Here is a 16,241-nt window from a genome sequence, read left to right as displayed (position 1 = left end):
TTTGTAACAAAGCAAAAGGCCGGTCCTCCTAAGAGGCCGGCCTTCGCATTACTTCTAAACAACACAACTAATTATAAACATAAGTGCCTGACGGCGCTTTGACGGTTACCTGTTTTTGTTCCGCGGCTTCCACGCGGCCGATGATCTGGGCGTCGATGTTGAAGCTTTTGCTGATGGCGATGATATCTGCCGCAATGGCTTCCGGCACGTAGAGTTCCATCCGGTGGCCCATGTTAAATACCTGGTACATCTCTTTCCAGGATGTGCCGGATTGCTCCTGGATCAGGGTGAACAGCGGCGGTACCGGGAAGAGGTTATCCTTGATAACATGCAGTTTTTCGATGAAGTGCAGCACTTTGGTTTGCGCGCCGCCGCTGCAATGTACCATACCGTGTACCTGCGGGCGGAACTGCTCCAGGACTTTTTTGATGACAGGAGCGTAGGTGCGTGTGGGTGATAACACCAGTTTGCCGGCATCTACCTGTCCGAAGCCCGGGATATCTATTTTATCGGTCAGCGCTTTGTTGCCGCTGAAGATCAGTTCATACGGGATACCCGGATCATAGCTCTCCGCGTATTTTTCCGCGATGGCTTTATGGAATACGTCGTGACGGGCGCTGGTAAGGCCGTTGCTGCCCATGCCGCCATTGTAGCCGCTTTCGTAGGTAGCCTGCCCGTAGGAGGCCAGTCCTACCACTACATCCCCTGCCTGGATGCGATCGTTGGAGATCACGTCCGCGCGTTTCATGCGGCAGGTAACGGTGGAATCCACGATGATGGTACGAACGAGGTCGCCCACATCCGCGGTTTCGCCGCCGGTGCTGTAGATAGAGATGCCGTGGCTGCGCAGCTCCGCGAGGATTTCTTCCGTACCGTTGATAATGGCAGCGATTACTTCGCCCGGCAGCAGCTGTTTGTTGCGGCCGATGGTGGAGGAAAGGAGGATATTATCGGTTGCGCCAACGCAGAGGAGGTCGTCCATGTTCATAATGATCGCATCCTGGGCAATGCCTTTCCACACGCTGATATCGCCGGTTTCTTTCCAGTAAACGTAAGCGAGGCTGGATTTGGTGCCTGCGCCGTCTGCATGCATGATATTGCACCATGCTTCGTCGCCCCCGAGGATATCGGGTACTATTTTACAGAATGCTTTCGGGAAAAGACCCTTATCAATGTTTTTAATGGCGTTGTGCACATCTTCCTTGCCTGCGGAAACACCACGTTTGGCGTAAATATTCTGATCCACCTGGAATTAGAGATTTAGTAATTTTAGAGATCGGGGAAATAGGTTTGTATTTCCTTCCGGCTGCAAAAGTAACAGATTCCGCGCAGAATGCACGGCGAATGTGTTAGATTTGCGTGGCGTTTTTTGATTGTTATAGAAATTTATGCAGGTTCACAGGGACTTAGAACACTTACCGGAATTCAGGAATGCGGTTGTTACCATTGGTACTTTTGATGGCGTGCACTCAGGCCACCGATATATACTGCAACAATTGGAGCAGGCGGCTGCCGGCTGTAACGGAGAGACGGTCATAGTCACCTTCGATCCCCACCCGCGGGAGGTTTTAGGGGCCAACCCGGGGGCCGTGAAGCTGTTGACCAACCTGCCGGAAAAAATTGCCCTGCTGGAAAAACAGGGGATAGACCACCTGGTGGTGGTGCCTTTTACCAGGGCTTTTTCCGAGTTGTCCGCACAGGCTTACCTGGAGGATTTCCTCATTGCCAGGTTCCATCCACATACGATTATTATTGGATATGATCACCGTTTCGGGCATAACCGGGAAGGGGGGCTGGAATTGCTGGAAGAAGAAAAAAGCAAATATGGCTTTGAGCTGATAGAAATCCCGCAGCAGGTGGTACACGACCTGACGGTGAGTTCAACCAAAATCCGCAACAGCCTCAATGATGGCGACATCCGGCTGGCCAATGAGCTGCTGGGGTACCGTTATTTTATGACGGGCGCCGTAGTGCATGGGGATAAAATGGGCCGGCAGCTGGGCTTCCCGACGGCTAACCTGAAGCTGACGGACGAGCGCAAGCTGATTCCATCGGAAGGCATCTACGCCGTGCAGGTAGCGCTGAACCGGCATTGGACCACGATTCCGGCGGTGATGAGCATTGGTACCCGCCCTACTTTTAATGGTACGGATTTGCGGCTGGAGGTGCATATTTTTGATTTCAACCGGGAAATTTATGGTCAGACGCTGACTGTATATTTTGAGGAATATATTCGTCCGAATCTTAAGTTTAATAACATTGAGGATTTGGTGAAACAGATTACGCTGGATGCGGTGAAGGCGAAGGAGATTCTTTCCCGCTAACCTGGTTGCTACGGCTGTTATTACAAACATAACAGCCGCATTCCACTGTCCTGCACTTGTATAAAATACCTACATCGGGTTATTGCCCGTTAACCCCGCCTGCCCTAGCTTTGCCTAACAGACAAACAGATCTATATCCTAATATTAACTATCCCAAAAGCATATGTATGTTATACGTTTCTAATATGATAGCAAAAGATTTATAAACGTAAAAAACGACCTCCTTCTTTCCAGCAACTATAATTCCTCTATTGCCATGAAATCAGCAATCTTAGCAGTCACATTTTTGATGACTATTGTAACCTGCGTGCATGCGCAGGAAGTGAAACGTATTCCTCCTTCGTCAACAGGTAATATTGAATTTACCAATGATTACTGTAAGGCGGTGGAGCCGGCTCGTCAAAAGGCGGAAAAGCTCACGGACCAGTATCTGCAAGACCTGGACGAGTATAAAAAAGGGCGCTTTTGCAGCACCTGCAAACGATCAGCCAGCCAGGTAGAGCGCGAACTGCACATCCCTTTTGATCAGCATATTGAAGATGGAAGGCAACAGGGGCGAAAAGCGGAAGCAGCCACTGAAGAGATGTTTGCCAAATTGTACCAGGATTACCAAAAAGAATGGTCCTCCGCTTACCGCGATTATGAAAAGCTTGTAGATGCATGTATTGGCGCTAATCTCAAAATAAAGCAGCAGCAGGAAGCCGAAGATAAAGCTACAAGGGCTCACTTCAGGGAGCGGTCAGAAGAAATGTACGTCCAGTATAAGGCACTTATTGACAGTGCTTCCAGGTATCCGGGCGCCGATAAGCAAAAATTCAATGAAGAGAAATCAACCTTTCTGCTGCATTACAACAGCGTTCAGCGCATACTGAATAGCAGTACTTACGGAAATGTAATGTCCCGGGAGAAGCGTGAAGAAATGGCTAATCACCTGGAAGATATGGAAACCGCGTTAACCAATATGGATGTCAGCTATACCAATATTCGTTATCGCGGATCCGGGTCCACCAATACGGCCCAAAAGAGCAAACCGGCTGCAAAGGACACTACACGCACTACAGCTGTGACCTCTACTTATGTGGAATCGGCTGAAAGTCGCGCCCTGAGAGAAAGAGCAGCCCAACAGCAACGCACCAACGAAATGGAAAACACCGTAGCTGCCACCGCTGCAGGCGCTGTTGCCGGCATTGGTATGGCTGCTATTGCTTCCGGCGCTAGCGATTATGAGGATGAAGAATATTCTTTTGTGCTGAGGGGCATCCTCGGCCTTGGTTATCAGCAAATTCCCGTTGTGACGAACTATGGGGGAAGCGGTTTCAAACCTAAAAGCGAAAACGACGCCACGGGTCCGTTTTGCCTGTTAACCGGACTGGATGCCAAATTTTTCCACGATCGGTTTATCGGCTTCAATATCCAGCCATTTTTTACCTATGGGCTGCTGGCATTTAGTTCTTCCACCGGTAACCTGATGAACTACGGCGCCAACGCGAATGTAAAACTTGGAAATGCGTTCCAGGTGGTACTTAAAGGGGGATATGAAATACGGACGGGAAAAGAAAATTACGATGCTGCAGAAATAGGTATTAACGGCTATACTTACAGCAACTATAACTATAGCCTCTACAAATACGGGATAGGCTTAAGATACAAATTTGTGGAACTCTCCGGATTACGCGAAATGGTATCGATGGGTGAATACAACGAACCTGTCTATGCTTTTAATTTGGCCATGGAATACGCCTGGCTCGGTTTTCATGCCAGGTATGCACCCAATTACCCGGTAGCCGGTGAAATAACTTATCCCGACAATTTTGATCCATCCAAAAAACAGGCATTATTTCAATTGGGCATGTATTGGAGAATTTCTATTGTGAAAGGTAAATAAAGGTTAAATCGCTGATGTTGCATCAGCGATTTAACTGTTGGACTCCCTGCGGCCAATAAATACATTTTAGGTAAAAATTATTACGCCATTATTTTATACATGAGTTCCTTCATAAGCTCTCCGTCTTCCACCCCGCTATCATTGATCCCGATACTGCGCAGGTTATACTGCTGCAATAAAAGGATGGCGCGATCAGTAGCGTCAGGACCGTAGTTACGGGCTGCTGCGATGTAGTCCTTTACAAAGAACGGATGTACGCCGAGTGCGGAGGCAATTTCCTTCTCCCCCCCCTTAATAGTAAACACCAAACTCATTTTGGCGAAGTAGTTATATAATGCCGGCAGCATCATGGGCAGCGGGGCCGCTTTGGGATTAGCGGCGAAGTAGCCGATGATCTTGTACACTTTGGCGGCGTTTTTGGCGCCGAGGGCATTTTGTAATTCAAATACGTTGTATTCCTTGCTGATGCCTACGTACTTTTCTATGTCGCCTTCATCGATCTTCTTTTTGTCCGGCAGGTTTACCAGCAGCTTATCGATTTCGTTGGCGATGCGGGAAAGGTCGTTGCCGATATGATCGACGAGGAGGATGGCGGCTTTCTGGGTGATGGCCAGTCCGCGGCTGCTCACATAGGCTTCCGCCCAGGCGGGCAGCTGGTTATCGTACAATTTTTTGGTAGACAGCAGCACGCCTTTTTCCTTGATCATCTTGGCCATTTTGCTGCGGCCGTCGATCTTGCCCTGTTTATGGGCTACTACAAAGACGGTGGACTGCAGGGGATTATCCAGGTAGGCTTCCAGCTTGAGGAGGTCCCGCATGGCCTGGGCTTCCTTGAGTACCACTACCTGCCTTTCGGCGAACATGGGGTAGCGCCGGCAGGCGTTGACCACAGTACTCCAATCGGTATCCTTTCCGTATAGCACGGTGAGATTGAATCCTTTTTCCGCTTCTGTGAGCAGCTCGTGTTCCGCATAGCTGACCACCTGGTCGATAAAGAAGTCTTCCTCCCCTTCCAACCAGTAGAAGGCTTTGAATTTGTTTTGCTTCCAGTCTTTAATTATATCCTGATATTCCATGATCCTTTATTTGGTGATGACCACATCTTCCGCGGGCAGCAGTGGCAATCTTTTGAAGCGCAGCAGCAGTTGCGCTACGGCCAGCACATCTTTCTGGCAGTAGGTAGCGATGCGCTGCAGGTCTTTTGTTTCCCAGTACACTTTACCGACCATGCTGCCATCGATATCGTCTTTCGGGGTATCGATGCCCATAACGGCGGTGAGCAGTTTGAGGGAGGTATAATGTTTAAAATCGCCGAAGCGCCAGAGGTGGAGGGTATCCACCACGGGTACTTCCCAGGGTTTCAGCCCGTGCAGTTGCAGCGATTGCGGCAAAGATAACTGATGTATAACAGAACGGCGGCAAATAAAAGGGATATCGAATTCCCTGATGTTATGGCCGGCGAACTGGAATTTAGGAATCTTTTCCTGGAACTTGGTGAGCAGTTCAAAGAAGTTTTGCAGCAGTGTGACTTCATCTTCATTAGCAAAAGATTTGAGCCGCAGCTGGTACCTGTTATTTTCCAGGTGAAAAAAACCTACTGAAATACAGACGATTCGGCCGAACTCGGCGTAAATGCCCGCCCTGTTTGCGTAACCATCATCCTCCACTTCAGAAACTGGCGCAATTTTTGTGTTTTTCTCCCGCCAGAGCTCCTGCAAGTGCGCAGGTAAATGGTCTAACGCCGCTGTAGCAGGCGTTGTCTCTATGTCCAGGAGCAATAACTGATCTAATCCAATGTTTGGTAACACGTGCCGAAAACTGTTTTTTAAACTGAGAGAATTTAGAATTTAATGCCTACTTTTGAATAACGATTTTTAACCATATAACACATAAACATAAAACAAACAACTATGACGGAGAACACTTTTAACACGCCTGCTCCGGGATCTCCCGGGCCAGAAAAACCCCGCAGTCGCAATTTATTAATTTATGGTATTCTGATTGCGGCCCTTGCAGGCACCTGGATATATATGTTTTACGATAAAAGCAAATCTAGTGAAATCGTAACGTCACAGAAAATCCAGATTGATTCCATTTCTTCTTCCCGTGACGCCTTAGAGCAGGACTTCAATGCCGCCAATGCGCGCCTGGATGACCTGATCAGCCAGAACACCCGCATGGATAGTCTGGTTAAGACCAAAGACAAGGAAATCCAGGATATGAAGGCCCGCATTTCAAGTATCCTTACCAAGAAAAATGCTACTGCAGCTGAACTGGCTGAAGCCCGTCGACTGATCGAACAACTGAAATCCAATATCGAAGGTTATCAGCAGACCATTGAGCGTCTGGAGGGTGAAAAAATTGTACTGGCCGGCGAAAGAGACTATGCCCGCAAAGAAAGAGATTCTGTAACCACTGTAAAAGACAGTCTGGGTAAGAAAGTTGAACTGGGCTCTGTACTGCATGCTTCCAACATCAGGCTGGAACCTATCCGCGTAAAGGGTAACGGTAAGGAGATTGCCACTACCAAAGCCAAGAGGGCGGATATGATGCGTGTGGAATTTGACCTGGACGACAACCGGATTGCGCCAACCGGCGACAAAGAGATCTTCGTAGCTATTTCCGCGCCGGATGGTTCACCGCTGGCAGTGGAAGCCCTGGGTTCCGGCAGGTTCACCCTGGAAGATGGCACTGAGAAATTATATACTGCCAAGAAAACGGTAGCTTATGTACAGGGCCAGAAGCAGTCTGTAACCATGGATTGGAAACAGAACTCTGATTTCAAACCGGGCGACTACGGTGTTGAGATTTACCACAACGGTTACAAGATCGGACAGGGTAAAGTGACACTGAAAAAAGGCGGATTATTTTAACGGCTTGTTAATAATTATATGTTTTTTGTTAAAGGCGGAACACTTGTTCCGCCTTTTTCGTTTATACCTGCAATAAATTATGCAACTTTTCCCGGTTGAATTGTTTGTTAATGATTAGTTATTGGAGAAAAGTTATATATAAAAATAAAATTAAATTAACGTTCTTTGTAGCATAATCAGAAAGACATAACCGGAGGCCAGTCAGCACTGGAATGAAGAAACCAATGCATTAAAGCAGCAAGTGACCAGGACGTTTTTCGTGTCAGGATAACCCGATTAATAGTATAACCGATTACAGGATTTCAAAGGTGGATGTATAACCCTGAAGTCGTGAAATCTATTGTTGTTGTTAGTATAATTCATCCTGTGAGTTATTCGGGGGATTGCCGCTTTTGCCAGCCATTACGTGTTATTAAACGGAAAAGTTCAGAAGCCCGATCAATACATAAGCATGGAAGACATCAATAAAATAGTGTACGTCGTAGATGATGATGAGATATTCCATTTCATCATTAAAAAAATGTTGGGACAGCAGGATGATAATCTGATTGTAACTTCATTTCTATGCGCGGAAGAAGCATTGGAGCAGTTATCAGCCGTTCCCCGGCCCTCCTTACCTTCTTTGATTATACTCGACATGAATATGGACCGAATGAATGGCTGGGATTTCATTGAGGCTTACCGGAATTTGCAGCCTTCCCTCAACAATAACATACCGATCATTATGTGTTCCTCCTCGGTGGATGTACGGGACCTGCAGAAGGTGGAGAAGACGCCGGAGCTTATGGCTTATATCACCAAGCCGCTGGATAAGAATAAGATGAAAGTGATAGAAGAGTATTTATAATCTCCTTATAGTTATCAACTAAAACGCCCTCTCCGAAGCTCGGAGAGGGCGTTTTATATTTTTATTCCTGTATTTACCTATGCTAATACTTCGGTACCGTACATTTCGGCGCGGAGGGCTTTCACGCGTTCGTCTGCCAGGTATTCGTCGAAGGTCATCATCCTGTCGATAATGCCTTTAGGCGTCAGTTCGATGATGCGGTTTGCAACGGACTGCATGAAGGCGTGGTCATGCGTGGTAAACAGCACGATGCCTTTGTAGTTGATCATGCTTTCGTTGAAAGACTGGATGGATTCCAGGTCCAGGTGGTTGGTAGGTTCATCGAGGATGACTACGTTAGGGTCCTGGAGCATCATACGGCTGATCATGCAACGTACTTTTTCACCACCGCTGAGTACAGAAGTTTTCTTCATGATCTCATCGCCGCTGAAGAGCATTTTACCGAGGAAGCCGCGGAGGAATGGTTCATCCACATCGGTTACGTGCGGGGGCACGAACTGACGCAGCCAGTCCATCAGGTTGAGGTCCTTATTGGTAAAGTATTCCGCGTTATCGTTTGGCAGGTAAGCGCTGGTAACGGTGGTACCCCACTCAACCTTGCCGCTGTCCGCCGGTACTTCGTTGTTGATGATCTGGAAGAAGGTAGTGAGCGCCAGGTGGTCTTTAGACATGAAGGCGATCTTATCTCCTTTATTTACAGAGAAGGTCACATCGCTGAACAGCTTACGGCCGTCTACTGACTTCTCGAGCTTTTCGATATTGAGGATCTGGTTACCAACTTCGCGCTGTTGTTTGAAGATGATACCAGGGTATTTACGGTTGGAAGGCTGGATATCTTCAATAACCAGTTTTTCCAGGGCTTTTTTACGGGAGGTTGCCTGTTTGGATTTGGAAGCGTTCGCGGAGAATCGGGCGATGAAGTCCATGAGGTCTTTACGCTTGTCTTCCATTTTCTTGTTCTTATCCGCGATCTGGCGGGCCATCAGCTGGGAAGACTCGTACCAGAAGGAGTAGTTACCGCTGAAGATCTGGATTTTCGCGCGGTCCACATCGGCTACGTGTGTACAAACGGCATCGAGGAAGTGACGGTCGTGGGATACTACGATCACGATGTTTTCGTAGTCGGCCAGGAAGTTTTCCAGCCATCCGATGGTTTCCACGTCGAGGTCGTTCGTAGGCTCATCGAGCAGGAGGATGTCCGGGTTGCCGAACAGCGCCTGTGCGATGAGGACGCGTACTTTGATGTTACCTGCCACGTCTTTCATCAGGACGTTATGGAGGTCTTCTTTCACGCCGAGGTCGCCCAGCAGCACGCCGGCGTCGCTCTCAGCGGTATAACCGCCCATTTCACCATATTCTGCTTCGAGTTCACCAGCGCGGATACCATCCTCTTCGGTGAAATCTTCTTTAGCATATATTTCATCACGCTCTTTGGCAATTTCCCAGAGCTTCTTGTTGCCCATTAATACTGCATTCAGTACCGTAACTTCATCAAATTCAAAGTGGTTCTGCTTCAGTACGCTCATGCGCTCACCGGGAGTGATTTCCACGGTACCTTTGTTGGGCTCGATCTCTCCGGACAGGATTTTCAGGAAAGTAGACTTTCCTGCTCCGTTAGCCCCAATAACACCATAGCAGTTCCCTTTCGTGAAATTGAGGTTTACTTCGTCAAACAATACTCTCTTACCGAAAGAGAGCGTTACGTTTTTAACACTGATCATGCTAGCTAAGTAAATTTTGAAGCCGCAAAGTTACGAATATATACCGGGGATTCCAAGTTAACAGCGTATTAGCAAAATATAGCGTTAGCTGAAAGGAATATTACTGTCGATTATATATTTACACATGTATTAAATTGGCATACAATGGCCATATTTCTGCCGGATGGCATGATCGGGATCATTGGGCATTGGGATTAATCTGCTGCCGGGCAATCGTTCTCCCGCATAAGAAATTCAATTCCCTATCCTGGTTGGTATTCATTGAAATGCATTCCTGCCGTATCTTTAGCGCATAAAATACTAGCGCTATGACTGATTACAATCAGGTTTTTGAGAACAACAGAAAATGGGTAGCTTCCAAAACAGCTACTGAAAGCGATTTCTTTGAGAAAATGGCCGACTCCCAATCTCCGAAGTACCTCTATATCGGTTGTAGCGACAGCCGGGTGCCTACTAATGAGATTATGGGTCTGGAAGCTGGCGAAGTGTTTGTACACCGTAACATTGCCAACCTCGTACCTAATACCGACCTCAACGTTATGGCAGTGATCAACTATGCGGTTGTACACCTGGAAGTGAAGCACATCGTTGTTTGCGGGCACTACAACTGCGGCGGCGTAAAGGCTGCGATGCAGGCAAAAGACCTGGGCATCCTGAACCCATGGCTGCGTAATATCCGTGACGTGTATCGCCTGCATATGGATGAACTCAACGCCATCTCTGACGAACACGACCGCTACAACCGCCTCGTAGAGCTGAATGTACAGGAACAATGTATCAACATCATCAAAACCGCTGCCGTACAGAAAATGTACACCGCAAAAGGATACCCTACCGTACACGGTTGGGTGTATGACCTGAGAAACGGATTGCTGAAAGACCTGCAAATCGACTTTGAAGGCGTACTCCATGAAATCCAGCGTATATACGACCTTACAGGATCCGGCCTGATGCAGAAAGACTAATTTTAAAATTGAATATCATGGGGCCTATCGGGGTTTTCGATTCCGGCTATGGCGGACTCACCGTACTGAAAGAAATAGTAACGGAACTGCCGCAATACGACTATATCTATCTTGGCGACAATGCACGCGCGCCTTACGGCAACCGCGGCTTTGATACCATACACACCTATACGCTGCAATGCGTACAACGCCTGTTCGACATGGGCTGCCCGCTGGTAGTTCTCGCTTGTAACACGGCCTCCGCAAAAGCGCTGCGCACTATCCAGCAAAAGGACCTGCCGCGCATCGCGCCGGACAACCGGGTACTGGGCGTTATACGACCGACTACCGAAATGGTAGGCTCAATCACGCAATCCGGGGAAGTGGGCATATTGGCGACTAACGGTACCGTATCATCGCAGTCGTACCCGATAGAAATAGCGAAGTTCTTTCCGGCCGTAAAAGTGTTTCAACAAGCCTGCCCGATGTGGGTGCCGCTGGTTGAAAACAACGAACACGAAGCGGATGGCGCCGATTATTTTGTGAAAGAATACCTCGACAAAATCCTCTCCCAATCTTCCAATATCGATACACTGGTGCTGGCCTGCACGCACTACCCGCTGCTGCTGCGTAAAATCAGGCAGCATGTGCCGGGAGGAGTGACCATACTCGGGCAGGGCAAACTGGTAGCACGGAGCCTGAAAGATTATTTGCACCGGCATCCGGAAATGGAACAACGCCTGAGCAAAACCGGGCAGCAGTCGTTCTATACGACGGATGATCCGGGAATTTTTGATCAGATGGCGGAGATATTTTTTGGAAAGACGGTGAAGTCGGCGAAGATAGATGCGGAGAAATTGGGGTGAGAGCGAGAATATTATGACCCGGGGATGAGAATGTTTCCGGTGGTTTTTGTTGGCGGCCTGCGTTCAGGGTGAACGCAGGCCGTTTTGGGTTAGGCCATTTATCTCTTTTCACATATCTTTAATAAACCGCCTTCCCACTTATCTTCAACAAAAACGCATATTCCAGCGCCTTCTCCTTCAACGCTTCAAACCTGCCGCTCGCACCACCGTGCCCCGTTTCCATATTCGTATGCAACAACAACAAATTGTCGTCCGTTTTTAACTCACGCAACTTAGCCACCCACTTTGCCGGCTCCCAATACTGCACCTGCGAATCATGTAAACCTGTTGTGACAAGCAGATTAGGATATGCCTTCGCCTCCACGTTATCATAAGGGGAATAAGACAACATATACTCATAGGAATCTTTGTTCTTCGGATTCCCCCACTCGTCAAACTCGCCGGTTGTCAACGGAATGGTCTCATCCAGCATAGTGGTGACCACGTCCACAAACGGCACTTGCGCTACTACGCCATTCCACAGGTCCGGACGCATATTGATCACAGCTCCCATCAACAGGCCTCCGGCGCTGCCTCCCATAGCACATAACTGCTTAGCGCAGGTGTACTTCTCCCTAACCAAAAACTCCCCGCAATCAATAAAATCAGTGAAGGTGTTCTTCTTTTTGAACATCTTCCCATCTTCGTACCACTGCCGGCCCATATCCTCTCCGCCACGCACATGCGCAATGGCGTACGCAAAACCGCGATTCAGCAAGCTTAGCATGGTAGAGCTGAAATACACATCCATACTATGCCCGTATGAACCATATGCATACAGCAGCAAAGGCTGCGTACCATCCTTTACAAAATCTTTCCTGTAGACGAGCGATACCGGCACGAGCGTACCATCGGTAACAGGTACCATCAGTCGCTCGGACGTATAGTCGTTGGAGTTATATCCACCCAGCACTTCCTGCTGGCGCATCAGCTGCTGCTCCCCGGTCAGCATATCATAGTCATATATAGAAGATGGCGTCACCATGGACACGTAGCCGTAACGCAGCACATGACTATCCATTTCCGGGTTGGCGCTGGTGTACACGCTGTATGCCGGTTCGCTAAACTGCAGGTATTCATCCCTGCCGCTTTGGCGATGGATAATACGGATACGGTTTAATCCATTGGAGCGCTCATTCAATACCAGGAAATCATTAAACAGCTCCAAATCCTCCAGCAGTACATCGGCGCGGTGCGGAATCAGCTCTTCCCATTGCTCCCGGGAAGCGCTGTCCAGCGGGGCGGTCATCAAACGGAAGTTCAACGCTTCCCAGTTGGTTATTACATAGAATTTATCCTCCCGGTGATCGAGGCTATAGAGCATATCCTTCGTGCGGGGATGAAATACCCGGAATTCGCCGTTAGGGTCGTCCGCAGCCAGTACCCGGCATTCGGAGGTCTGTGTGCTGTCGCTTTCTATGATAATGAACTTGCCCGATTTCGTTTTACTGACGCCAACATTGAAGGTTTCATCTCCCTCAAAAAAAACCATTACATCCGCTGATGCACCGAGGGTATGGCGCATGACTTTATCAGACCGCAGCGTATCCGGGTCTTTTCGTGTATAGAATAGCGTTAGGTTGTCCGCCGCCCAGGTATAGGAAGGGTCGGTATCCCTGATTTCATCCGGCAGCAGTTCGCCGGTAGCGAGGTCTTTGATGCGGAGGGTGTACTTGCGGCGACTAACCGTATCAATCCCATAGGCCAGCAGCCGCCCATCCGGACTAACGGAGAGGCCTGCCACCTGGCAGTAGCTATGACCGGCAGCAAGGATATTCACATCCAGGATGATCTCTTCCGGGTTCTCCAGGCTATCTTTCTTACGGCAGTAGATCGGGTACTCCTTACCCTGTTCGTAACGGACGTAATAGTAGTAGCCATTTTTACGATAGGGCACGCCCATATCGGTTTCCTTGATACGGCCTTTCATTTCAGCAAAAAGCCGCTCCCGCAATTCCTTTTCAGGCGCGAGAACAGCTTCGAGGTAGTTATTTTCCGCGTTGAGGTAGTCTATTACTTTCTGATCCTCGCGGTTATTGAGCCAGTAATAATGATCTGTACGGGTATGACCGTGGATAGTAAGTTCTTTGGCGATCTTTTCTACCGACGGCGGGGTAAGTTTATCCTGTAACATGCTGCAATTTTTTCGATGCAGCTAAAATTAAGGAAATACTCCTATACAATTTTCATCGCTACGGGGTCCCAGTGAATTAGTTTTTTGCCGAAGTAGCTTTCGTTGGAAAGCAGCGCCGGGCCTGCGGCACGGAGCCCGAAGGAGGCATCTTCCACCACGGGTTTACCGGTGCGTACACTGTCGAAGAAATTGATAAAATGATCCAGGCGGTCGTCATAACCTGCCGGCGCTGCATACGAGCTGGTGCTGCGCTGCGCCTGCGCCGCATTGGCGCCGTACTTCTTCTGGTACTCCTGGATAAATGCTTTTTGCGTCGCTTCGGAGAAGGTGTTGAATGTATCCCATCCGCCATAGCCCGGCGCTTCCGGCAGTTTATGTTTCTTAATTCTGAAGGAGCTGCCTTCCACCTCCATTACGCCGTCCGTACCAATGAGGCGGGTGTATTCCCCACCGCCGCCGCCATCCGCGAAGTTTACGCGCAGCGTCATCTGGAATGCAGGCGTGGTGGCTGTTGCAGGGTAATCGAAAATCGCTACCACTACGTCCGGCACGTCCCTTCCATCTTTCCATTGTACGAGGTTGCCGGTGGCATACACTCTTTCAGGGCCGAGTGAACCGGTGATGTAGTGCAGGCCGGAGATCAGGTGTACAAACAAATCCCCCGGAATGCCGGTGCCATAGGCCTGGTAGTTACGCCAGCGCCAGAAGCGGTTGGCATCGTAAGGCATTTTGGCGGTATCTTTCAAATAGCGGTCCCAGTCGACGGTTTTAGGGGAAGCATCCGGCGGGATGGAATACTGCCAGGCGCCGAGCGCGCTATGGCGGTCCATTACCGCTTCCACGATGTTCAGCTGTCCGATTTCCCCTGCTTCATAGCGTTTCTTCGCCTCTTTCAGGGCTACGCTGCTCACGCGCTGGCTACCCACCTGGAATACGGCGTTGGTGCGCTTTTGCGCGGCTATTACCTGGTGGCCTTCATCGATGTGCTGCACCATGGGCTTTTCGCAATACACGGCTTTTTTGGCCTGCATAGCGTCAATGGAGATGGTATCGTGCCAGAAGTCGGGCGTGGCAACGATCACGGCATCCACATCCTTGCGTTGCAGGACTTCCCGGTAATCGCGGGTGGTAAATACCTGGTTTCCGAAAACCTCTTTGACGCGGGTGAGATGTCCGTCATACAAATCGGCGGCGGCTACAAACTCTACGCCCGGCACTTTCAGGGCGCACTTCACATCTCCAAAACCCATAATTCCCATTCCAATGCATGCCAGGCGGATCTTATCATTGGAGGATACCGGTTTTTCCGGCTGCAATAAGGTTACTTCTTCCTGTTCACCGGCGAGGGCTGCCAATGGAGCTACACCAAGGAGCGCTGCGGTACTTCCCAGGCGTTTGATAAATTTTCTGCGAGATTGATCTGACATAAGGTTTCATTTCGTGGAACACATGATAATAAAAATTTGGGGGATAAATGGAATTTGGTGTATGAGCGGTAGATCGGGTGGCGGGGGAATGAGGGAGGCGGGGGAATGAGAGAGGCGGGGAATGAGAGAGACGGGGGAAGGACAGAGGCAGAGGAATGAGAGAGCCAGAGGAACGAGAGAATCAGGGGAATGACAGAGGCAGGGAATAAGAGAGGCATCAGAACAACAGAGCCATCAGAACGCCAAAGCCGTGTAACAGGTTATCAGCCTGCCAAACCAGCAAAAAACATGTAACCAGGGCCCATAAATCCCCCCACCCCCTTACCATAAAAAAAGTCCTCTCCACCACGTGAAGAGGACCATATATTGCATCAGTCAAGTTAAAAACTACTTCTCAGAAGTAAAGCCGGCATTAATGAACTCACGGTTCAAACGGGCGATATTAGTCAGAGAAATCTCTTTCGGACATTCTGCTTCGCAGGCGCCGGTATTGGTACAGCTACCGAAACCTTCCTTATCCATCTGCGCCACCATGTTCAGGGCACGGGTCCTTCTTTCAGGATGACCCTGTGGCAGCAACGCCAGCTGGGATACTTTCGCAGATACAAACAGCATCGCAGAAGAGTTTTTGCAGGCTGCTACGCAGGCGCCGCAACCGATACAGGCTGCCGCAGCGAAAGCCAGGTCCGCTTTATGCTTTTCTACCGGGATGTTGTTGGCATCCTGTGCGTTACCGGTGTTTACGGATACATAACCACCCGCTTCGATGATGCGGTCAAATGCGCTGCGGTCCACTGTCAGGTCCTTCAGCACCGGGAATGCGCCCGCTCTCCACGGTTCAACAACGATGGTATCACCGTCTTTGAATGCGCGCATGTGCAGCTGGCAGGTAGTAGTACCTTCCCATGGGCCGTGAGCGCGGCCGTTGATATGCATGGAACACATACCGCAGATACCTTCGCGGCAATCGTGATCGAAAGCAATAGGTTCTTTTCCTTCGTTGATCAGCTCCTCGTTCACCACGTCGAACATTTCCAGGAACGACATTTCAGAAGAAATGTTTTTAGCCTGCAGTGTTTCAAATCTACCCTGATCGTTTTTGTTTTTCTGCCTCCACACTTTAAGTGTGAGGTTCATGTTATAATGTTCCATATGCTTGGACAATTATTTGATTATTAAAC

General features: G+C 49.1%; 13 protein-coding genes. 6 read left to right on the top strand and 7 right to left on the bottom strand.

Annotation, left to right across the window (positions count from 1 at the left end):
- Positions 1-67 precede the first annotated feature (67 nt).
- Entirely contained in the window at positions 68-1,246 is a 1,179-nt protein-coding gene (locus BOC67_RS22895) for an AIR synthase related protein (protein WP_291914071.1), read from the bottom strand.
- Between the two features lie 142 nt (positions 1,247-1,388).
- On the opposite strand from BOC67_RS22895, the gene BOC67_RS22890 reads away from it, so the two are divergent.
- Together BOC67_RS22890 and BOC67_RS22885 are read left to right on the top strand one after the other, a co-directional pair.
- Positions 1,389-2,324 carry a bifunctional riboflavin kinase/FAD synthetase gene (locus BOC67_RS22890; RefSeq protein ID WP_291914069.1) on the top strand — a complete coding sequence of 312 codons (936 nt, stop codon included), beginning with the start codon at positions 1,389-1,391 and terminating at the stop codon, positions 2,322-2,324.
- Between the two features lie 286 nt (positions 2,325-2,610).
- Entirely contained in the window at positions 2,611-4,209 is a 1,599-nt protein-coding gene (locus BOC67_RS22885; RefSeq protein ID WP_291914066.1) for a hypothetical protein, read from the top strand.
- An 80-nt stretch (positions 4,210-4,289) separates the two neighbouring features.
- On the opposite strand, the gene holA is transcribed toward BOC67_RS22885, so the two are convergent.
- Both holA and BOC67_RS22875 read right to left on the bottom strand, forming a co-directional pair.
- Entirely contained in the window at positions 4,290-5,285 is a 996-nt protein-coding gene (holA, locus tag BOC67_RS22880) for a DNA polymerase III subunit delta (protein ID WP_291914065.1), read from the bottom strand.
- A 6-nt stretch (positions 5,286-5,291) separates the two neighbouring features.
- Positions 5,292-6,017, bottom strand: coding sequence for a ribonuclease H-like domain-containing protein (locus BOC67_RS22875; RefSeq protein ID WP_291914064.1), 726 nt, complete (start codon positions 6,015-6,017; stop codon positions 5,292-5,294).
- Positions 6,018-6,119: 102 nt separating this feature from the next.
- Here BOC67_RS22875 and BOC67_RS22870 point away from each other — a divergent pair, with 102 nt between their 5' ends.
- Together BOC67_RS22870 and BOC67_RS22865 are read left to right on the top strand one after the other, a co-directional pair.
- Positions 6,120-7,082, top strand: a complete 963-nt coding sequence (locus BOC67_RS22870; protein WP_291914063.1) for a hypothetical protein — start codon at positions 6,120-6,122, stop codon at positions 7,080-7,082.
- Between the two features lie 451 nt (positions 7,083-7,533).
- The gene (locus tag BOC67_RS22865; RefSeq protein ID WP_291914062.1) at positions 7,534-7,929 is read left to right on the top strand and encodes a response regulator; all 396 of its coding nucleotides are present in this window, start codon (positions 7,534-7,536) and stop codon (positions 7,927-7,929) included.
- A gap of 77 nt (positions 7,930-8,006) precedes the next feature.
- Here BOC67_RS22865 and BOC67_RS22860 read toward each other — a convergent pair whose 3' ends face one another.
- Complete coding sequence (locus tag BOC67_RS22860) at positions 8,007-9,650, bottom strand: ABC-F family ATP-binding cassette domain-containing protein (protein WP_291914059.1); 1,644 nt, start codon at positions 9,648-9,650, stop codon at positions 8,007-8,009.
- Positions 9,651-9,958: 308 nt separating this feature from the next.
- Between BOC67_RS22860 and BOC67_RS22855 the strand changes: the two genes are divergently transcribed.
- Together BOC67_RS22855 and murI are read left to right on the top strand one after the other, a co-directional pair.
- The gene (locus tag BOC67_RS22855) at positions 9,959-10,615 is read left to right on the top strand and encodes a carbonic anhydrase (RefSeq protein ID WP_291914057.1); all 657 of its coding nucleotides are present in this window, start codon (positions 9,959-9,961) and stop codon (positions 10,613-10,615) included.
- A gap of 17 nt (positions 10,616-10,632) precedes the next feature.
- Positions 10,633-11,460, top strand: a complete 828-nt coding sequence (gene murI, locus BOC67_RS22850; protein ID WP_291914055.1) for a glutamate racemase — start codon at positions 10,633-10,635, stop codon at positions 11,458-11,460.
- Between the two features lie 118 nt (positions 11,461-11,578).
- Here murI and BOC67_RS22845 read toward each other — a convergent pair whose 3' ends face one another.
- The 3 genes from BOC67_RS22845 to BOC67_RS22835 form a co-directional block, all read right to left on the bottom strand.
- The gene (locus tag BOC67_RS22845) at positions 11,579-13,633 is read right to left on the bottom strand and encodes a S9 family peptidase (RefSeq protein WP_291914053.1); all 2,055 of its coding nucleotides are present in this window, start codon (positions 13,631-13,633) and stop codon (positions 11,579-11,581) included.
- A gap of 41 nt (positions 13,634-13,674) precedes the next feature.
- Complete coding sequence (locus BOC67_RS22840) at positions 13,675-15,060, bottom strand: Gfo/Idh/MocA family oxidoreductase (RefSeq protein WP_291914051.1); 1,386 nt, start codon at positions 15,058-15,060, stop codon at positions 13,675-13,677.
- Positions 15,061-15,447: 387 nt separating this feature from the next.
- Positions 15,448-16,212 (bottom strand): succinate dehydrogenase/fumarate reductase iron-sulfur subunit, encoded by a 765-nt coding sequence (locus BOC67_RS22835; RefSeq protein WP_291914049.1) that lies wholly within the window; start codon positions 16,210-16,212, stop codon positions 15,448-15,450.
- Positions 16,213-16,241: the final 29 nt, after the last annotated feature.

Source organism: Chitinophaga sp. CB10 (assembly GCA_001870995.2).
In the GTDB taxonomy this organism is placed as follows: domain Bacteria; phylum Bacteroidota; class Bacteroidia; order Chitinophagales; family Chitinophagaceae; genus Chitinophaga.
This window is presented reverse-complemented; position numbering and strand designations above follow the sequence as displayed.